This window comes from Streptomyces sp. NBC_01463 (assembly GCA_036227345.1).
GTDB lineage: Bacteria > Actinomycetota > Actinomycetes > Streptomycetales > Streptomycetaceae > Streptomyces.
Window position 1 is genome coordinate 4,223,293 of the sequence record CP109468.1, and the last position, 18,786, is coordinate 4,242,078.

The 18,786-nt window shown below is 71.8% G+C and carries 17 protein-coding genes; 10 read left to right on the plus strand and 7 right to left on the minus strand.

Features of this window, described 5'->3' with window-relative positions; translation table 11 throughout:
* Positions 1 to 458: 458 nt before the first annotated feature.
* The 4 genes from OG521_18650 to OG521_18665 all read right to left on the minus strand — a co-directional run bounded on the left by OG521_18650 (position 459) and on the right by OG521_18665 (position 3,866).
* Positions 459 to 1,148, minus strand: a complete 690-nt coding sequence (locus tag OG521_18650; protein WUW22707.1) for a DUF2993 domain-containing protein — start codon at positions 1,146 to 1,148, stop codon at positions 459 to 461.
* Positions 1,149 to 1,319: 171 nt separating this feature from the next.
* Positions 1,320 to 2,663: a hypothetical protein gene (locus OG521_18655; GenBank protein ID WUW22708.1), complete on the minus strand. Its 1,344-nt coding sequence runs from the start codon at positions 2,661 to 2,663 to the stop codon at positions 1,320 to 1,322.
* 10 nt (positions 2,664 to 2,673) lie between these two features.
* Positions 2,674 to 2,928 carry a MoaD/ThiS family protein gene (locus OG521_18660; GenBank protein ID WUW22709.1) on the minus strand — a complete coding sequence of 85 codons (255 nt, stop codon included), beginning with the start codon at positions 2,926 to 2,928 and terminating at the stop codon, positions 2,674 to 2,676.
* 53 nt (positions 2,929 to 2,981) lie between these two features.
* The gene (locus OG521_18665) at positions 2,982 to 3,866 is read right to left on the minus strand and encodes an alpha/beta hydrolase (protein ID WUW22710.1); all 885 of its coding nucleotides are present in this window, start codon (positions 3,864 to 3,866) and stop codon (positions 2,982 to 2,984) included.
* Between the two features lie 301 nt (positions 3,867 to 4,167).
* Between OG521_18665 and OG521_18670 the strand changes: the two genes are divergently transcribed.
* From OG521_18670 to OG521_18695, 6 genes are all read left to right on the plus strand, one after another.
* Positions 4,168 to 4,971, plus strand: coding sequence for a response regulator transcription factor (locus OG521_18670; GenBank protein ID WUW22711.1), 804 nt, complete (start codon positions 4,168 to 4,170; stop codon positions 4,969 to 4,971).
* 24 nt (positions 4,972 to 4,995) lie between these two features.
* On the plus strand, positions 4,996 to 6,045 hold the full coding sequence (locus OG521_18675) for a LacI family transcriptional regulator (protein ID WUW22712.1): 1,050 nt from the start codon (positions 4,996 to 4,998) through the stop codon (positions 6,043 to 6,045).
* A gap of 92 nt (positions 6,046 to 6,137) precedes the next feature.
* Complete coding sequence (locus tag OG521_18680) at positions 6,138 to 7,292, plus strand: trypsin-like peptidase domain-containing protein (GenBank protein WUW22713.1); 1,155 nt, start codon at positions 6,138 to 6,140, stop codon at positions 7,290 to 7,292.
* Between the two features lie 89 nt (positions 7,293 to 7,381).
* A complete protein-coding gene (locus OG521_18685; protein WUW22714.1) occupies positions 7,382 to 8,113 on the plus strand; it encodes a response regulator transcription factor in 732 nt (243 codons plus the stop codon).
* Positions 8,110 to 9,546, plus strand: a complete 1,437-nt coding sequence (locus OG521_18690) for a HAMP domain-containing histidine kinase (protein WUW22715.1) — start codon at positions 8,110 to 8,112, stop codon at positions 9,544 to 9,546. Before OG521_18685 ends, OG521_18690 begins: the two co-directional genes overlap by 4 nt.
* Positions 9,547 to 9,830: 284 nt before the next feature.
* Positions 9,831 to 11,129 carry an LPXTG cell wall anchor domain-containing protein gene (locus tag OG521_18695; GenBank protein WUW22716.1) on the plus strand — a complete coding sequence of 433 codons (1,299 nt, stop codon included), beginning with the start codon at positions 9,831 to 9,833 and terminating at the stop codon, positions 11,127 to 11,129.
* Between the two features lie 109 nt (positions 11,130 to 11,238).
* Here the strand turns inward: OG521_18695 and OG521_18700 are convergent, their stop codons facing one another.
* The 3 genes from OG521_18700 to OG521_18710 all read right to left on the minus strand — a co-directional run bounded on the left by OG521_18700 (position 11,239) and on the right by OG521_18710 (position 14,850).
* Positions 11,239 to 11,553, minus strand: coding sequence for a hypothetical protein (locus OG521_18700; GenBank protein ID WUW22717.1), 315 nt, complete (start codon positions 11,551 to 11,553; stop codon positions 11,239 to 11,241).
* 52 nt (positions 11,554 to 11,605) lie between these two features.
* Positions 11,606 to 12,499 carry a phosphatidylinositol-specific phospholipase C gene (locus OG521_18705; GenBank protein WUW22718.1) on the minus strand — a complete coding sequence of 298 codons (894 nt, stop codon included), beginning with the start codon at positions 12,497 to 12,499 and terminating at the stop codon, positions 11,606 to 11,608.
* Positions 12,500 to 12,984: 485 nt separating this feature from the next.
* A complete protein-coding gene (locus tag OG521_18710) occupies positions 12,985 to 14,850 on the minus strand; it encodes a 5'-nucleotidase C-terminal domain-containing protein (GenBank protein WUW22719.1) in 1,866 nt (621 codons plus the stop codon).
* A 540-nt stretch (positions 14,851 to 15,390) separates the two neighbouring features.
* Here OG521_18710 and mshD point away from each other — a divergent pair.
* From mshD to OG521_18730, 4 genes are all read left to right on the plus strand, one after another.
* Positions 15,391 to 16,329 (plus strand): mycothiol synthase, encoded by a 939-nt coding sequence (gene mshD, locus OG521_18715; GenBank protein WUW22720.1) that lies wholly within the window; start codon positions 15,391 to 15,393, stop codon positions 16,327 to 16,329.
* 91 nt (positions 16,330 to 16,420) lie between these two features.
* On the plus strand, positions 16,421 to 16,831 hold the full coding sequence (locus OG521_18720) for a GntR family transcriptional regulator (protein ID WUW22721.1): 411 nt from the start codon (positions 16,421 to 16,423) through the stop codon (positions 16,829 to 16,831).
* The gene (locus tag OG521_18725; GenBank protein WUW22722.1) at positions 16,828 to 17,730 is read left to right on the plus strand and encodes an ABC transporter ATP-binding protein; all 903 of its coding nucleotides are present in this window, start codon (positions 16,828 to 16,830) and stop codon (positions 17,728 to 17,730) included. Before OG521_18720 ends, OG521_18725 begins: the two co-directional genes overlap by 4 nt.
* Positions 17,727 to 18,737: a hypothetical protein gene (locus OG521_18730; protein WUW22723.1), complete on the plus strand. Its 1,011-nt coding sequence runs from the start codon at positions 17,727 to 17,729 to the stop codon at positions 18,735 to 18,737. Before OG521_18725 ends, OG521_18730 begins: the two co-directional genes overlap by 4 nt.
* Positions 18,738 to 18,786 lie beyond the last annotated feature (49 nt).

Sequence of the window (18,786 nt, forward strand, 5' to 3'; positions counted from 1 at the left end):
GGCTCGGCGCGTGCACCGTCGTCACGCGGGATGGCCCCGACGAGCGGTCGAGGGGCCGGGAATGCGGGAGGTCGAAATCGACAGATCCCGCTCAGACAGTGCGACAGAGCATGGCGGCGACGCGGCACAGGTCCACTGCCCGCCGCTTCGTGAGATCCGCCTGTCCCCGCTGTCGGAGACCGCTAATAGAGCACTGCATGGGACCGATCGTAGGGACGTACGGGCGGACATGTCACCGTTGTGTCGCATATTGAGACACGATCGTCCGGAATGCGAGACGAGAGTCGGAACACGGAGGGTCCGGAGCGCCTGCCCGGGGCGTGGGGCCCGTCGGGCATCTACGGAACGGACTCCGGCGTCTCAGCATGTGGCGCGGCGGCCCTCAAGGCGCTCAACCGCTGTCACGGCGCCAAGGGGCGGTCGGGCCACCCAGGGCCTCTACCCGGCCGCGGGAGGTGTTATCCGGCGAGACGGACGTCCGTGCCCGTCACGGAGATCTCCAGGCCGTCGGCGGTGGGCTGGATCTTCTGCAGCTTCAGACCGTTCGGCAGTCCGCCGACCCCGCGCTCGAAGTCGGTCTTCTCGCGGATCAGACCCTCCAGGCCGGGGATTCCCTCACCCGGGACCTTGTCCGCGTGCACCCGCACGGTGTGGCCGTCGACCAGGGTGACGGTGGACAGGACGCTGCGCGTGATCGTGCGGCCGAGGATGTTGACCGCACCGGTCACCTTCACCTTGCCGTTGCCGCCGTACTCGACGACGACGTCCTTGTCGGCCGCCTCGGTCAGGTCCGCGTACGAGATGACGGCCGTGCCGCTGGCACGGGCCGCGGTGGCGCCGGAGAAGCCGTCGGTCAGCCGGACCTGGCGCAGCTCCGCGTTCATCCGGCTGATCCGGAGCGTGCGGCCGCCGGCGCTCGTCTCGATGCCGGTGACCTTCACGTCGACCTCGTCGAGCTCCGATCCGGCCACCTGGGTCAGGAACGGAAAGCCCTTGATGGAGACGTCGGTGGAACCGATCCTCGCCCCCTGGACCACGACCCGGTCCGCCGCCTCCGACTCGGCGAAATACACCGCCGCACGGTCCACGGCGATGAACACACCGGCCAGAACCACCACGACGACCAGCAGTATTCGCAGCGCTCGCATGCCTGTCCTCCCCCACCCCGCGTCCGTCCGGACGCCCGGCGCCCGTGAGCCTACTGCGGCCGCACGTCACGCCCGGGGTGATCGACGTACGGAAGCCCCCCACCGGTTCCCCGTGGAGGGCTTCTCATGCCTGCGCCGCGAAACGGATCGCGGATCGTTCGCGGAAAGGGCCTACGAGAGCATGCGTCCGATCAGGTAGACGGCCGGGGCGGCCGAGGTGAGCGGCAGCGCGACTCCGGCGGTCATGTGCACGAAGCGTGACGGGTAGTCATAGCTCGCCACCCGCAGCCCGATCAGCGCGCAGCCGCCGGCCGCGAGGCCGAGCAGTGCGCCCTTGCCGCCCAGGTCCGTGACGGCGCCCGCCACCGCGCCGGCGCCCGCGGCGACGACCAGCGCCGCCACGACCGAGGCCGGTCCGGGCAGCGGGAGCGCCCGGACGAGCACGGCGAGCGCGACGGCCACGCCGCCGACCGTCACCGCGTCCGGAACGGCCGCGAGGTGACCGGCGGCGAGGACCGCGAGGGCGGCCGACGCGACCGTGGCCATCAGCCCCTGCATCCGCTCGTCGGCGCCCGCCCGGCTGCGCAGCTGGAGCACGACGGTGAGCAGCACCCAGACGCCGAGCGTGCCGAGCATCGCGGCCGGCCCGTTCTCCCGGCCCGCGGCCAGCAGCGCCACATCGGCGACGAGTCCGCCGGCGAAGGCGAGCGCGATGCCCTGCCGGGCCGGCCACATGCCGTTGAGCCGGAACCACCCGGCCGCGGTCACCGCCTGGAGCAGCACCAGCGGAACGACCAGGGCGTACGGCCCGACGGCCGCCCCGAGCGCGAGCAGCAGCCCGAGCCCCGCGGTGATCGCGGCCGGCTGCATGCCGGGGGCGATGATCGGCGAGCGGCCCTCGGCACGGGCGCGCTGGGCGTCGGTGATGCGGCTGTTGCCCAGGGTGGTCGGCGCGCTGTAGCCGTCCTCGCCCTGCGCGGCGGCCTGCGGCCCGGCCACCGGTGCGGGACCGGCCGCCGGGACGTCCTGTGCCTCGGGAGGCAGCGGGTACGAGCCTGCGGCGCCCTGCGGCGGCAGCTGGGAGGCGGCCGGTGCGGGCTGGATCGTCGGCTGGTACTGGGTGTCCCAGGTCTGCCCCTCCCACGTCTGGGTGACGCCCTGCTCACCGGCCGGCCAGCCACCGCCGGCCTGCGCCTGGGGCGCTTGCTGGACCTGTGGGGCCTGGGGCGCCTGTGGGGCTTGTGGGGCCTGCTGCGGGTCGTACGCGCCCTGCGGGTCGTAAGCGCCCTGTGGGTCGTACGGGACGCCGTACGGCGCCGCATCGCCCGCGTAGGGCGCCTGCTGCCCGTACGAGGGATCCGGGTACCCCTGCTCCGGATACCCCTGACCGCCGTAGGGCGACGGCTCTGCGTACGGGTACTGCGGCTGCTGCGGCTGCTGCTGCGGCTCCTGTCCGTACGGATACGGCGGCGGCGGCTGCTGCGGGTACGGCTGCTGCTGATCGCTGCTGCTCATGTTCTGCGGTTCACCCTCCTGCGAACGGCGGGAGCACCTCGACCGTGCCGCCCTCGGCAAGGCGTACGGTCTCATGGCTCCGGGTCCCGACGGGGTCACCGTCGATGAGGAACGAACACCTTTGGAGTACCCGGCTCAGCTCACCGGGGTGCTGCGCGCGCACCGCGTCGAGCGCCTCCTTGAGCGTCGCGGCGGTGTACGGCTCCTCCGCGGTTCCGGCCGCGGCCTTGGCGGCGGCCCAGTAGCGGATCGTTCCCGCGGGCATGGCGGCGCTCCTCTCGTCTCGCGTCAGCTCACGCGTCGGCTGTCCATCATGGTTCACGGCGTCACCGGGTCCATCGCCCAGTCGGCGATGCGGGTGAGCAAGGTCTCGTCGGCCGCGTTCTCCGCGTGGCCCATGCCGTGCTCCAGCCACAGGCCGGCCGCCCCGCCCGCCGCGTCGGCCAGCATCCGCGGATGGTCGAGCGGGAAGTACGGGTCCTGGTCGCCGTGGACGATCAGCAGCGGGGCGGGGGCGATCAGCCCGGCGGCCTCGGCCGGGGAGAGCGGCACCGGGTCCCAGTCGTTCCGGTCGATCCGGGTCCGGAAGCCGTACCGGCCGACGACGCGGCCGGTGGGCCGGGTGACCATCCAGTGCAGCCGCCGCATCGGGGCCGTCCCCCGGTAGTACCAGCGCGCGGGGGAGCTCACGGACACCACCGCGTCGGCGTGCGCCTCCCCGTGCGCTTCCGTGCGCCCCTCCGCCTCCCCCTCCGCGCCGGGGGCCGTATACAGCGCCCCGTGCCGAAGCACCACGGAGCCGCCCATCGAGAACCCGGCCGTAACGATGCGCCGGTGTCCGAGCGACCGCGCCCAGGCCACCGCGGCCGCCAGATCCAGCACCTCGCGGTCGCCCACCGTGGACCGGCCGCCGGAGCGCCCGTGCCCCCGGAAGGAGAACGTGACCACCGCCGCACGCTGGGAGAACACCTCCGCGGCGCGCCGCACCGCGGGGCGGTCGGCCGAACCGGTGAATCCGTGCGCGACGACGATCGCCGTACCCGCGTCACCGGCCTCCCCGCCCGCGCCGGCATCCGCCGTACACGGTTCGTACACCGCCTCGATCAGGACCCCGTCATCGGTCGGCAACGTGGTCCGCAGCGCACCGCGCGTGATCAAGGGAACAGAAGAAGTGCGAAATCGCCCCTCGGACACAGAACTCATGTGGGCTATTCTGCTGGGAAGAGGATCCGGGCAAAGCAGCCCCCGGGTCCTTTTGTGCTTTCCGCGCGTTGTTACGACGACGTTTCGACAAGCTCAGCGGTCCTGGGCGCGGGCCGCACCGGTAAAAACCGTATGACGAAATGTCGTACGGCCCCGCACGAAAAAGCGTACGAAGCAGTGCCGAATACTCCCCCGGGTCCCACCCGGGAGTGCCCCTCTCGCAGGGAACGAGGAGGACCGACGTAATGGGCGAGCCAACCGTGCACGATCATCGACCGACGACCCAGGCAGGTGGGCGGCGATGAGTTCACTGCTGCTCCTGACGAATGCCCTCCAACCGTCGACGGAGGTGCTTCCCGCCCTCGGCCTCCTGCTGCACAGCGTGCGGGTCGCCCCCGCCGAAGGACCCGCTCTGGTCGACACCCCTGGTGCCGACGTGATCCTCATCGACGGACGCCGCGACCTTCCCCAGGTCCGCTCGCTCTGTCAGCTGCTGCGGTCCACCGGACCCGGCTGTCCGCTGATCCTCGTCGTCACGGAGGGCGGCCTCGCGGCCGTCACCGCGGACTGGGGCATCGACGACGTGCTGCTGGACACGGCGGGCCCCGCCGAGGTCGAGGCGCGGCTGCGGCTGGCCACCGGCCGGCAGCAGATCACCTCCGACGACTCCCCGATGGAGATCCGCAACGGTGATCTCTCGGTGGACGAGGCGACGTACAGCGCCAAGCTGAAGGGCCGGGTCCTGGACCTGACCTTCAAGGAATTCGAACTGCTCAAGTACCTGGCGCAGCACCCGGGCCGGGTCTTCACCCGTGCCCAGCTGCTCCAGGAGGTCTGGGGCTACGACTACTTCGGCGGTACGCGGACGGTCGACGTCCACGTACGGCGGCTGCGCGCCAAGCTCGGCCCCGAGCACGAGTCGCTCATCGGCACCGTCCGCAACGTGGGCTACCGCTTCGTCGCGCCGGAGAAGGTGGAGCGGGCCGCCGCCGAGGAGGCCAAGGCGGCCGCCGCGAAGGCGGCCACCGAAACCGTCACCCGTTCGGAGCAGCCCGAGGTAGCGGAGGTCACGGAAGAAGCCCCGGTCCAGCCTGCCAAGAGGTAGGTCCATCCGCGTAGACTGCCGCGCGTGGCCAAGGTGACGCGGGACGATGTGGCGAGACTGGCGGGGACGTCGACCGCAGTGGTCAGTTACGTCATCAACAACGGACCCCGGCCGGTCGCCCCGGCCACGCGCGAGCGGGTACTCGCCGCGATCAAGGAGCTGGGCTACCGGCCCGACCGGGTCGCCCAGGCGATGGCCTCGCGGCGGACCGACCTCATAGGCATGATCGTGCCCGACGCGCGGCAGCCGTTCTTCGCGGAGATGGCGCACGCGGTCGAACAGGCCGCCGCCGAGCGCGGGAAAATGGTGCTCGTCGGCAACTCGGACTACCGCGACGAGCGCGAGGTCCACTACCTGCGGGCCTTCCTCGGCATGCGGGTCTCCGGGCTGATCCTGGTCAGCCAGGGTCCCAGCGAGCGCGCGGCTGCCGAGATAGAGGCGTGGGACGCCCGGGTCGTGCTGCTGCACGAGCGGCCCGAGGCGATCGACGACGTCGCGGTCGTCACGGACGACGTCGGCGGCGCCCAGCTCGCCACCCGCCATCTGCTGGAACACGGCAACGAGTACGTCGCGTGCCTCGGCGGCATGGAGTCGACCCCGGCGGTCGGCGACCCGGTCGCCGACCACGTCGAGGGCTGGCGCCGGGCGATGCACGAGTCGGGCCGCTCCACGGAGGGCCGGCTCTTCCAGGCCCCGTACAACCGCTACGACGCCTACCGGGTGGCGCTGGAGCTCCTCGCGGGCCCGGACCGTCCCCCGGCGATCTTCTGTTCGACGGACGACCAGGCCATCGGGGTGCTGCGGGCCGCGCGCGAGCTCCGGATCGACGTGCCGGGCGAGCTGGCGGTGGCGGGCTTCGACGACGTGAAGGAAGCCGGTCTGACCGATCCGCCGCTGACGACGGTCTTCTCCGACCGCCCGGCGATGGCGCGGGCGGCCGTGGACCTGGTGCTCGACGACTCGCTGCGGGTGTCGGGCTCACGGCGTGAGCGGCTGAAGCAGTTCCCGTCGGCCCTGGTGGTCCGGCGCTCGTGCGGCTGCGGAGAACCGCCGGCGGCACGGGTGCTGTCCTGAGGGCTGGCCTTTATATCGGGCATACGAGGTTCTGCCGGGCTTCTCAGGACGTACTCAGGGTCCTCTCATGTTCGCTGGACACTCTCGTAGACATGACAGAGAGCCAGCGCCCGAGCGGCGAGTACCCGATGTACCCCTCGTACGGCAACGGCGACGCGGCCTACCCGCCGCCGCCGTCATACCAGCCCGCGCAGCCGGTCAGCACGGGCCCCGGAACCACCGTGTGGCCCGGTCCCGGCGCGGCCGACGCGTACGACGGCGGTGCGGGCCACGGCGGTGACGGCCTCCACGGGCTGCCGCAGCCGGCGCCCGAGCCCGCGCCCTCCCGGCGCCGGGTCCGCCGCCCGGTCGCGCTCCTCGCGGCCGTGGCCATCGCGGCGGCGATCGTCGGCGGCGGCACCGCCACCGTGATCGGACAGCTCACCGACAACGGCACCACCAGCAACGGCAGCGGCGTCGTCCCCGGCACGACCGTCGCGCAGAGCAGCAAGGGCACCGTCTCCGGCGTGGCCTCGGCACTCTCACCGACGATCGTCGAGATCGGCGCGACCTCGAACGCGGGCGAGTCCACCGGCTCCGGTGTGGTCATCACGTCCGACGGCGAGATCGTCACCAACAACCACGTCGTCGCGGGCGCCACCTCCGTCAAGGTCACGCTGAGCACCGGCAGGACGTACACCGCGGACATCGTCGGCACCGACGCCGACAAGGACCTCGCGCTGATCAAGCTGCAGGGCGCGAGCGGGCTGAAGACGGCCACGCTCGGCGACTCCTCCAAGGTCGCCGTCGGCGACCAGGTCGTGGCGATCGGTTCCCCGGAGGGCCTCACCGGCACGGTCACCAGCGGCATCGTGTCCGCGCTCGACCGTGATGTCACGGTCGCCAAGGACGGCGACAGCGGCAGCGGCAGCGGCAGCGGCAGCGGCCAGGGTCAGGGGCAGGGGCAGGGCGGCGGGCAGCAGTGGCCGTTCGAGTTCGGCGGACAGCAGTTCAACGGCGAGACCGGCGACTCCACCACCACGTACAAGGCCATCCAGACCGACGCCTCGCTCAACCCGGGCAACTCCGGCGGCGCCCTGATCAACATGGACGGCGAGATCATCGGCATCAACTCGGCCATGTACTCGGCGAGTTCGAGCAGCGGTTCCACCGGCTCCAGCGCGGGCAGCGTCGGCCTCGGCTTCGCCATCCCGGTGAACACCCTCAAGGCCGACCTCGACACCCTGCGGGCCGGCGACGGCTCCTGATCCGCGCCGCCGCACCCGGGCCGTGCGAGGCTGAGAAACTGGCGGGCGGCGCCCCGCCCCGTACGGACCGAGAAGAGGACGAAGCAGCGATGAGCCCCGCCGAAGACGATCCGCAGCGCATCCTGATCGTCGACGACGAGCCCGCCGTGCGCGAGGCCCTGCAACGCAGTCTCGCGTTCGAGGGATACGGCACCGAGGTCGCCGTCGACGGTCTCGACGCCCTCACCAAGGCGGAGTCGTACGCACCCGACCTCATCGTCCTCGACATCCAGATGCCCCGGATGGACGGGCTGACCGCAGCCCGCCGCATCCGGGCCACGGGCACCACCACACCCATCCTGATGCTCACCGCCCGCGACACCGTCGGCGACCGCGTCACCGGACTCGACGCGGGCGCCGACGACTACCTGGTCAAGCCCTTCGAGCTGGACGAGCTCTTCGCCCGCATCCGCGCCCTGCTGCGCCGCAGCTCGTACGCGACGGCGTCGGGTGCCGACCTCCCCGACAACAACGTGCTGGCCTTCGCGGACCTCCGGATGGACCTCGCCACCCGCGAGGTCAGCCGGGGCACCCGCCGCGTGGAGCTGACCCGCACCGAGTTCACCCTGCTGGAGATGTTCCTCGCGCACCCCCGCCAGGTGCTGACCCGCGAGCAGATCCTCAAGGCCGTCTGGGGCTTCGACTTCGAGCCGAGCTCCAACTCGCTGGACGTGTACGTGATGTACCTCCGCCGCAAGACCGAGGCGGGCGGCGAACCGCGCCTGGTCCACACGGTGCGGGGCGTCGGGTACGCGCTGCGGGCGGGCGGGGGCGAGGGGTGACGGGGCCCCTGCACCGCTTCCGCACCCTGCCGCTCCGGTCCCGCCTGGCGCTGCTGGTCGCGACGGCGGTGGCGGTCGCGGTGGCGGCGGTCGCGGCGGCGTGCTGGTTCGTGACGAAGGCACAGCTGGAGCAGCAGCGGGACACGACGCTGCGCTCCACCAAGGTCGACAACGAATACCTGATCGACCTCTACCAGCACTGCACCGGCATCAGCAAGCAGCCGACCCGGCCCTACACGGGCTTCACCGTCCAGCTCATCGACGCCCAGGGGACGGCCTGCACCTCCCCGGACTCGTCCGCGCTCCCGGTGACCGCGGACGACCTCGCGGTCGTCAGTCACGAGCGGAGCGGGGCGCTTCACTCCGAGGCCGATGCCGATGGGGTGAAGATGCGGGTCTTCACCTATCCGGTGACCGTGACGGTGTCCCGCGGGCCGGGTCAGCCGCGCGCCGAAATCGATCTCGGCGTCTCCGTCGCCCGCCCGGTGAGCGAGATCGACAAATCCCTCTCCACCCTCGCCTGGGTCCTCCTCCTCGTCTCCGGCATCGGCGTCGTCGGCGCGGGCGCCGCCGGTCTCTGGGTCGCCCGCTCCGGCCTGCGGCCCGTCGACGAACTCGCCGAGGCCGTGGAGCACGTGGCACACACCGAGGACCTCACCGTCCGCATCCCGGTCGAGGGCGAGGACGAGATCGCCCGCCTCTCCCGGTCCTTCAACTCGATGACGGCCTCCCTGGCCACCTCGCGCGACCGCCAGGCCCAGCTGATCGCGGACGCCGGCCACGAGCTGCGCACCCCCCTCACCTCACTCCGCACCAACGTGGAACTGCTCGCCCGCAGTGACGAGACGGGCCGGGCGATCCCGCCCGACGACCGCAAGGCCTTGATGTCCTCGGTCAAGGCCCAGATGACCGAGCTGGCCTCGCTCATCGGTGACCTCCAGGAGCTCGCCCGCCCGGACGCCGCCCAGCCCGGGCCGCTCCAGGTGGTGCCCCTGCACGACATCACCCGCACCGCCCTCGAACGCGCCCGCCTGCGCGGTCCCGAGCTGACGATCACGGCCGACCTGGCCCCCTGGTACGTAAGGGCCGAGCCGGCCGCGCTGGAGCGGGCGGTCGTCAACGTCCTGGACAACGCGGTGAAGTTCAGCCCGCCGCGCGGCACGATCGACGTCGTCCTGCACCGCGGCGAGCTGACGGTCCGCGACCAGGGCCCCGGCATCCCCGCCGACGAACTCCCGCACGTCTTCGAACGCTTCTGGCGTTCCCCCTCCGCCCGCCAGCTGCCGGGCTCGGGCCTCGGCCTGTCGATCGTCGCGCGCACGGTCCAGCAGGCCGGCGGCGAGATCGCCCTGCTGCCCGGCCCCGGCGGCGGCACGGAGGCCGCCATCCGACTCCCCGGAGCACCCCAGCCACCGCCGGAGCCGCTGGGGTGAGGGGGCGGGGCAACTGCCGGGGTGGGCAACGCGCAGCTCAGCAAGGGTCCGGGCAAGCCCTGTGCCTTTCGTCACAACGAAAGGCACAGGGCTGAGAGCAACTGCGCCCTTTCGTGACGTCTGTCCGCGACCGGGGCCCCGGACCGGTCCATAGCGCCGGAAAAAGCACGCCACCGCCTCCAGCGACAGCCATAGCATCTTCACAGCCGCCCGCGTGATCCTGCCGCCGTGGCAGCCGTTCGCCCCTATTTCTTTCCTTTTCGGATCCGGACCCAAGGGCTCATGTGAAGATTCGCCGCATTCTCGCCACTGCCGTGGCCGTCGCCGTGACCGCACCCGCCGTACTGCTCTCCGTCACCCCCGCGTTCGCGGACGCCCCACCGACGGCACAGACGCAGGCCAAGCCGACACTGGAAGAGCTCGAAAAGGCCGCGGCCGTGGCACAGGAGGCCTACGACAAGGCACTCGCCGCGAAGACCGCCGCCTACGAAGTGCTGAAGGAGGCGCTCTCCGACACGGCACCGCTCACCCTGGCCGCCAAAGCCGCCAAGACGGCCGCAGACGAGGCAGGCACCTCCAAGACCGCCGCCGACCAGGCCGTCACCGACGCGAAGGCCGCCCTCGACGCGCTGCCCGAGACGGCCACGGAGGAGGAGCGGACCGCGGCCGAGACCGCCGTCACCCGGGCCGAGGCCACCGCCGCAGCCGCCGCCGCCGACAAGACGGCAGCCGACGCGAAGGCCAAGGAGGCCGGCAATGCCGCCGACGACGCACGGGTCGCCGCTGCCCGCGCCTACTCCCTGGTGCAGAAGGCCCTGACAGACGCCCTCCACGCGAAGACCGCCGCCGACGACGCGCTGGCCAAGGCCCGCGAAGAGGAGAACGAGAACCAGGACTGCGTGGCCGAGCCCGGTCTCACCACCGTCCTGACCGGCGTTCCGGACTCGATCACCGCCGGTACGACCACCGCCCTCTCCCTCCGGGTGAGCAACCGCACAGACAAGGCCATGGACGACGTCCTCGCCCACGCCTTCACCCACGCCACCGACACGAGCGGCCTCAAGGAGACGGACAAGCTCGTGCACCTGCAGTGGTCCACGGCGTCCTCCCCGAAGTGGCACAGCATCGGCGGCGACCACCTGATCGACGGCATCGGCCCGCTGAAGGCCGGCGCCCACGCCGACATCAAGCTGCGCCTCACCATCGACGCGTCGGCCCCGGCCGGTAACGGCGCCGCCTTCGTGTCGGCCGACTACACCAACGAGAACGGCTCCTGCGGGGGCAACCCGGACATCGCCATGTACGACTTCGGTGTCCTCAAGGCCGCGAAGCCGAAGCCCGGCAAGACCGACTCCGGCACCACGGGCACGACCGGCACCGGCACCACCGGCACCTCGGGCGGCTCCAACCCGTCGGCCCAGGGCACGGCGTCGAGCAACCCGGTGGCCACCGGCGACGGCACCCTCGCCTCCACCGGTTCGTCCGATACCTCGCAGCTCGGCCTCCTCGGCGCTGCGGCCGTGGCACTCGGCGCGGCGGCAATGTTCGTCGTCCGCCGCCGCAAGGCCGGCTCCCAGGTCTGACAGCCGGGAACCGCGGTCAGGGGTGGCAGGCCGGTCGGCCCGCCACCCCTGACCGCGTACTCCGGGGCTCCGGAGCCCGCCGCCTTTTCGACGTCGGTGCGGTCGATGGTCACTCCGGCCCAACGGTTCGGTATGAAGTGCGGCTCAATTGGTCTTGCAGCCGTGCGTGCCCGAACCGGTAGACCGCACCGGACCGCAGCAGCACACCCCGCTCGTGGGCGTCGTCGAGAAAGGCGATCAGTGCCCAGGACAGGCGTCCCCGCAAGGGCAGCCAGATGCGGCACAGGGCCACCCACTGGCACCACGCGGTCATGGTGAGTCCGTGTCCGATCCCGCCCGCGAACGCGGACACGAGCCCGAACACCAGCCCGCTCAGGAAGCCGCACAGAGGACCGTGCTGCACACCCTCGGTGATCCCGGCCAAGGGGCCGAGTACGCAGGTCCAGGCGAGCAGGTCGTAGACCCGGAACGGCGGCTCAGGCCGCCGGGTTGTGCCGGAGCAGGGACTCCACCAGTCCGGACCGGGTCGCCGGGAAGTCCAGCGGAACGATGCCGAGACCGGTCCAGCCGGACGCCTCCGCGCCGTCGAGGAACGACTGGACCTGGGGGTTGAGCCGGTCCGCGTTCCCCCGGGGCGGCAGGAGAGCGGCGGTCGAGACGTAGTTCATGAAGAGCTTGCCCGGCTGCTCCGCCGCCTTGCGGAACTGGGCCTCGATCTTCGGGTACTTGGCGAACGGCTCCGCCATGTAGTCGTCCTGGATGTCGAAGAGGTCCGGATCGGCGTAACGCACCCCCGGCAGGCCCCCGTTGTCAGCCAGCAGCACCACCTTGCCGCGCGCCTCCCCCAGCGCGGGCAGCGCGGAGTCGATGCGGAACAGCGGCCGCCAGCCCCTGGCGTCCAGGTAGTCGTCGAAAACCGCCTGGAACGCCGCGTCGCTCTCCTCCGAGTACTCCTGCTTGACCCGCATCAGTACCGTCTCGGTGGGCCGCGCGGACAGGAAGTCCCGGCAGGCGCCCAGGACATCCCCGAACATCAGGTTCTGGTACGAGGCTCCGTGGTGGATCGCGAAAGACCCGTCCGTGATCCGGCACCGCACGTCGAGGAAGCGCAGCCCGCTGTTCAGCTGTTCCGCGATCGTCGTGTTCTGGCACTCCGTCCAGGGCCCGCCGTAGCGGGCGCCGGAGTCGTGCGAGCCGGGGATGGTGAGCCGTCGCAGCTCCGTGGCGTCCGCGATGCCGCTCATCCAGTCCTGAGCGGTGAGGGCTCTGCGGGCCGTGGCGCGGGCGGGTGCCGTGCCCAGGACCGCGGTGGCGGAAACGGCCAGTGCGCCGGCCAGGAAGTTCCGGCGGTTGGCTGTGTACGGGCTCATGCGGGGTCGCCTCCGGGTGCCGTGTGGGGTCAGCGTGGTACTGGCGTGCGGGCCGGGCCCATGGATTATGTCGGGTGCACGTCACCGCAGGAAGAGGCCGTCCCCCGGGCATCCGGACACCCGTGGACCCGTTCCGGACAGAGTGGTGCAAGCACCGGCAGCGTGCCGCTGACGCGTGGTTGGAAAAGAGCCCCCACACCGGAGGAGCCGCGGATGAACCTCGGAACGATCGGCATATGGAGCCTGGCCTTCACACACGGGGACCGCGGCTCGCCGCCGCCCGGTCCGCCGGAGTGCGTCCGTACCTCGTGGACGTCACCCACACCGCCTGGGCCCGGTCGGACCTGAACACCGCATCCCTGCTGGCCGCGGAACAGACGGTCATCCTCAGCACCGGCCCTGGGACCGCCCGCACCGACTCGGACACGGGCGCGGGGGCGGCGGACCGTCCGGCCCACCGCCCCCGCGCCCCTGCCACGTACGTCCTACTGAACGACCGTGATCCGGTCCGTCGCCGGCGGGGCCAGCGGCGCCGCGGCCGTGGAGTGCGCGGCCAGGTAGGCGTTGAACAGGTCCAGGTCGGATGCGCCGACCAGCTTGTTGGTGCCCGCACCGAGGGCCGCGAAGCCGTCGCCGCCGCCCGCCAGGAACTCGTTCATGGCGACGCGGTAGCTCTTGGCGGGGTCGATCGCCGCACCGTTCAACTTGATCGTGTCCGCGACCACCCGGTCCGCCCCGCTCTTCGTCATGTCGAGCGTGTAGGTGAGGCCCCTGGACACCTGGAGGATCTTCGGGCTGGCCTCGTTCGAACCGCTGACCTGCTGCTGGAGCGCGGTGACGAGCTGCGCGCCGGTCAGGTCGACGACGTTCATCATGTTGGTGAAGGGCTGCACGGTGAACGACTCCCCGTACGTCACCACGCCGTCGCCCTCGCTGCCCGTCGCCTTGTAGACGAGGTCGGCGCGGATGCCGCCCGGGTTCATGAAGGCGACGACCGCCCCGCCCTTGTCGGCCGGGGCCAGACCCTCGAGCTGCGCGTCGGCGATCAGATTGCCGAGCGGCTTCTCCGGGGCCGTGGAGCCGCGGCCGTTGATGTCCGCGGAGATGAAGCCCTGCGGCCGGTTGGCGATCGGCGCCGCGAGGGTATTCCAGCGCGCGATGAGCGCCGTCATGTCCGTGGCCTTCGCCTGGTCCCGGGTGACGACGTGGTTCGCCGAGACCGGGTTCGCGGGCGCGGGGTGGTGCTTGGAGGACTTCGCCGTACCGGAGCCCTTCACCGCCGTGCGCACGATGTCCTTGGTGCGGCGGTCGTACGTGAGCGTGGTGTCCGTGTACAGCTTGCCGAACGACGCGGCCGACGTGACCAGGCGCGGGTTGCCCGCCGGGTCCGGGATCGTGCAGACGTACGCCTGGTGGGTGTGGCCCGTCACCAGCGCGTCGACCTTCGGCGAGATGCCCTTGGCGATGTCGGTGATCGGCCCGGAGATGCCGTCACCGGCACCCGGGCTGTCGCAGTCGTAGTTGTACGAGGACGAGGCCGGGGCGCCGCCCTCGTGGATGAGCGCGACGATCGACTTGACGCCCTGGCGGTCCAGCTCCTTGGCGTACTTGTTGACCGTCTCGATCTCGTCGTGGAACTTCAGGCCCTTGACGCCGTTGGCCGTCACGATGTTCGGCGTGCCCTCCAGGGTCACCCCGATGAAGCCGATCTTGACGCCGTTCTTCTTCCACACGGTGTACGGCTTGAGGATCGGCTTGCCGGTCTTCTCGTCCGTCACATTGGCGGCGAGGTACGGGAAGTCGGCGCCCTTGAACTTCTTGCCCTGCTCGTAGCACCCCTCGACCGGGTGGCAGCCGCCGTTCTGGAGGCGGGCCAGCTCGGTGGCGCCCTCGTCGAACTCGTGGTTGCCGACGCTCGTCACATCGAGGTCGATCTTGTTGAGCGCCTCGATGGTGGGCTCGTCGTGGAAGAGACCCGACAGCAGCGGGCTCGCGCCGACCATGTCGCCGCCGGCCGCGGTGATCGAGTACGGGTGCCCCTTGCGCGCGGTGCGCAGCGAGGAGGCGAGGTACTCGACGCCACCGGCCGGAACGGCCTTCACCGTGCCGTCGGCCTGCGTCTCGTTGACCGTGCCGGCCGAACCGGCCGGCGGCTCCAGGTTGCCGTGCAGGTCGTTGAAGGACAGCAGCTGGACGTCGACGGTCCGGGCCGGGGGGTGATGGCCGTGGCCCTTGCCGTGCCCGTGGGCGCCGGCCGGCATGGCGGCGACGAGCGCGCCGACGGTGGCCAGACCGGCCGCGGCGGCGAGCACCCGCCGGGACGCGCGGTTCTTCTGCGGTGTCGCTGACATCGGACCCCTTGTGAGTTCAGCGGGAGGTTTGAGGGTGGTGACGAGTCTGGATCCTGCGTGCCGCAGCCTAGAGTCAACGCGCGTAGCGCGACAGATGTTTGGGGTTACGAAAAGGTTGCCGCCGAGGTTTTCGCGGGGTTCGCCCCTGTCCGGTGTGTGGGGGTGGGGGCCCTCCGGGGCGTCTCCTCAAAAACTGGCGTGGCAACCCGACACGTAGCGGGGGCCGGGTAGTACGCCATTTTTCTGCGGGGACGCCCCTGCACGCCCCCACCCACTCTCGCGTGCGTCTGAACCCCGGCGGTACGAACGCCGCAGACGCTCGGCGGCCGGGTCCGGGGCCGTGCAGGGGAGTCCCCGCAGGACGACGAACACATACCGGGCTCCCGCCGCGTGGGACTGGAAACGTTCGTCGTCTGAGGAGACGCCCCGGAGGGGCACCGGACCCCCACCCACCGGCAAGCGCGCCCCGCGGGGAACCCGCACACAAGCCCGTCCGGCGATTGAGGACGGAACCCCGCCACCCCCCGTACGCTCGTACACATGACGACTGACGTACCCCTCCCCGCCCCCGGACGCGAGATCCAGACGCTCGACACCCTCTCCCCCGACCAGGCCGGAGCCGTCTCCGAGCTCCTCGCCGAGGCCGCCCGGTCCGACGGCCGGCAGGCCGTGTCCGAGCAGGGGCGGCTCCAGCTGCGGGGCGGGCACCGGGAGGGTGTGCGGCACTTCCTGCTGACCGCCGGGGGCGTGCTGGTCGGGTACGCACAGCTGGAGGACACCGACCCCGTCGAGGCACCGGCCGCCGAGCTGGTCGTGCACCCCGCGCACCGCGGGCACGGGCACGGGCGGGCGCTCGGGGCGGCGCTGCTCGCCGCGACCGGCAAGCGGCTGCGGGTCTGGGCGCACGGCGGGAAGTCCGCGGCACGTCACCTCGCCCAGGTGCTCGGCCTGTCCCTGTTCCGCGAACTGCGGCAGCTGCGAAGGCCGTTGAGCCCGCTGAACCTCGCGGAGCCGGTGCTGCCGGCGGGCGTCACCGTCCGCGCCTTCGTGCCCGGCGAGGACGACGCCGCCTGGCTCGCGGTGAACAGCGCCGCGTTCGCCCACCACCCCGAGCAGGGCTCGCTGACCCAGCGCGACCTCGACGACCGCAAGGCCGAGCCCTGGTTCGACCCGAAGGGCTTCTTCCTCGCCGAGCGGGCCACCGACGACGGGGGCACCGAGCTCATCGGCTTCCACTGGACGAAGGTGCACGCCGAGGAGCAGCTCGGCGAGGTGTACGTGGTCGGCATCCGTCCCGACGCACAGGGCGGCGGCCTGGGCAAGGCGCTCACCGCGATCGGGCTGCGCCACCTCGCCGCCGAGGGGCTGCCCACGGCGATGCTCTACGTCGACGCGGACAACGTCGCGGCCGTGACGGTCTACGAGCGCATGGGCTTCACCACCCACGAGGTGGACCTGATGTACCGCACGGAGTCCTGAGCTCCCCTCAACACCCCGCGGGGCGGCGTCTCTTGACGCCGCCCCTTTCTTGCGCCACCCTTTCACTACTCAATTAGTGAAAGGGGTGAACATGGCACAGTCCGCAGCGGTCGAGTTCCGCATCGACCGGCGCAGCGGCGTCGCCACGTACCTCCAGATCGTCCAGCAGACCAAGCACGCCCTGCGTCTGGGGCTGCTGGAGCCGGGTGACCGGCTGCCCACCGCCCGCGAGGTCGTGAAGGCCACCGCCATCAACCCGAACACCGTGCTCAAGGCCTATCGCGAGCTGGAGCGCGAAGGGCTCGTCGAGGCCCGGCGTGGGCTCGGCACCTTCGTCACCCGGACCCTCGGCGGCGCGGCGGCCGCCGATGACGCCCCGCTGCGCGCCGAACTCGCCGGCTGGGCCCGCCGGGCCCGCTCCGCCGGCCTGGACAGGGACGACGTGAGCGCGCTCTTCACCGCCGTACTGGACACGACCTTCGAGGGGGATCAGCCCGGATGACAGGCGCTGCGATCGAGGCCGACGGCCTCGGCATGAAGTACCGGGGCAGGGGCGGGGGCTGGGCGCTGCGCAACTGCTCGTTCCGGCTGCCCGCCGGGCGCGTGTGCGCCCTCGTCGGACCCAACGGTGCCGGAAAGTCGACCCTGCTGGGCATCGCCGCGGGCTTCCTGCGGCCCGCCGAGGGAACGGTACGGGTGCTGGGCTCGCCGCCCGCCGAAGCCCGTAGCCGGATGGCCTTCGTGGCCCAGGACAAGCCGCTGTACCCGCAGTTGACGGTGACCGAGACGCTCTGGGCGGGTGCCGAACTCAACCCGGCCACCTGGTCCCAGGAGGCCGCCGAACGCATCACCGCACCGCTTCCCCGGGATGCGAAGGTCCGCTCGCTCTCCGGCGGCCAGCGCACCCGCCTCGCCCTGGCCCTCGCCCTCGGCAAGCGGCCCGAACTGCTGCTGCTGGACGAGCCGATGGCCGATCTCGACCCGCTGGCCCGGCACCAGCTGATGGGCGCCCTGATGGTGGAGGCGGCCGAGCACGCCACGACCATCGTGATGTCGTCGCACATCCTCACCGAACTGGAGGGCGCCTGCGACTACCTTCTCCTGGTCGACGGCGGCCGCATCCGGCTCGGCGGCGAGACGGACGAACTGCTCGCCGCACACACCCTGCTCACCGGCCCGGTGCGGGACCTGTCCCCGCACACCGTCGTGGAGTCGCGCACCACGGGACGGCAGCTGACCGCACTCGTCAGGAAGGAGGGTCCGGTGGACACCTCGGCCTGGGAGACGACGGAACCGTCCCTCGAGGAGCTGCTGCTGGCGCACCTGCGGTCCCCCGACGCACCCGCCCTGCTCACGCCGAGCGCGGACGCCGGGACCCGAGTGGCGGTGAGCGCGGCATGAGTACGACCATCGCACCCGCACCGCCCCTCCCTACCAGGTCCGGCCCCACTCTGCGCGCCAGTACCCGCGTCGTTCTGCGGCAGCACCGGCGGGCCCTGTGGGCCGCGGGCGCACTCGCTCTCGTCGGGGCCCTCGTTCTGGTCGGCTACACACTGTGGGCCGTCCACGTCACCGACGCGTTCGAGAGCGACCCCTGTTCGTCGGCCGGGGCGAGCGGCGCCCGCTGCGATGCCAGGATCCAGGAGTTCGGCGACTCCATGTCCGAGTTCGGCACGTTGCTCACGTACACCGGACTGGCCATGCTGCTCCTGCCCGTGTTCGTCGGCGCATTCGTCGCGGGGCCACTGATCGCCAGGGAGTTCGAGAACGGGTCGTACAAGGTCTCCTGGACGCAGTCGGTGTCCCCGACCCGCTGGCTGCTGGCCAAGCTCGCCGTTCCGGCCCTGCTGCTCATCGCCGTGGTGTCCGTCCTGTCCGCCGCCTTCGCCTGGGCCCGGTCACACCTGGACTTCGACCACACGTCCAGCTGGTGGTCGCCCCTGGTCTTCCCCGCCATGGGCACCGCGCCCGTCGGCCGCGCCCTGCTCGGGCTCGCCATCGGTGCGCTCGCCGGCGTCCTGATCCGCCGCACGGTGCCCGCGATGTCCGTGGCAGTACTGGCCCCCTGCGCGTCCATCGTGGTACTGACCACCCAGCTAGATGCTCTGTGGCCCCTGCGGACGTCGATCAGCACCGAAATCAGCGGCCTAGAGGGGAACTCCTGGGAAGTCGACATGGGCCGGATCACCGCCGACGGCCGCCGACTGGCGATGGAGACCTGCCGGCCGGACTTCAGCGCTGCGGAGGCCCGCTGCGCGGCGGAGCACCACGCGACCGGGTTCTACATCGACTACCACCCCACCTCGCACTTCTGGCCGCTCCAGCTCGTCGAGACCGGCATCCTGCTCGTCCTCGCCGCGGCCCTGGTCGCCGTCACGTTCCGGGTGCTGCGCCGACGGCACGGCTGAGGCTCGGGGAACCGCGTCCGGGGGCCCCACCGGCCCCCGGACCGGGCCC

Bases quoted from the DNA above. Each gene is read 5' to 3' on its own strand.
- OG521_18650 (WUW22707.1), bottom strand. From the start codon at position 1,148: ATGCGAGCGCTGCGAATACTGCTGGTCGTCGTGGTGGTTCTGGCCGGT.
- OG521_18655 (WUW22708.1), bottom strand. From the start codon at position 2,663: ATGAGCAGCAGCGATCAGCAGCAGCCGTACCCGCAGCAGCCGCCGCCG.
- OG521_18660 (WUW22709.1), bottom strand. From the start codon at position 2,928: ATGCCCGCGGGAACGATCCGCTACTGGGCCGCCGCCAAGGCCGCGGCC.
- OG521_18665 (WUW22710.1), bottom strand. From the start codon at position 3,866: ATGAGTTCTGTGTCCGAGGGGCGATTTCGCACTTCTTCTGTTCCCTTG.
- OG521_18670 (WUW22711.1), top strand. From the start codon at position 4,168: ATGAGTTCACTGCTGCTCCTGACGAATGCCCTCCAACCGTCGACGGAG.
- OG521_18680 (WUW22713.1), top strand. From the start codon at position 6,138: ATGACAGAGAGCCAGCGCCCGAGCGGCGAGTACCCGATGTACCCCTCG.
- OG521_18685 (WUW22714.1), top strand. From the start codon at position 7,382: ATGAGCCCCGCCGAAGACGATCCGCAGCGCATCCTGATCGTCGACGAC.
- OG521_18705 (WUW22718.1), bottom strand. From the start codon at position 12,499: ATGAGCCCGTACACAGCCAACCGCCGGAACTTCCTGGCCGGCGCACTG.
- OG521_18710 (WUW22719.1), bottom strand. From the start codon at position 14,850: ATGTCAGCGACACCGCAGAAGAACCGCGCGTCCCGGCGGGTGCTCGCC.
- mshD (WUW22720.1), top strand. From the start codon at position 15,391: ATGACGACTGACGTACCCCTCCCCGCCCCCGGACGCGAGATCCAGACG.
- OG521_18720 (WUW22721.1), top strand. From the start codon at position 16,421: ATGGCACAGTCCGCAGCGGTCGAGTTCCGCATCGACCGGCGCAGCGGC.
- OG521_18725 (WUW22722.1), top strand. From the start codon at position 16,828: ATGACAGGCGCTGCGATCGAGGCCGACGGCCTCGGCATGAAGTACCGG.
- OG521_18730 (WUW22723.1), top strand. From the start codon at position 17,727: ATGAGTACGACCATCGCACCCGCACCGCCCCTCCCTACCAGGTCCGGC.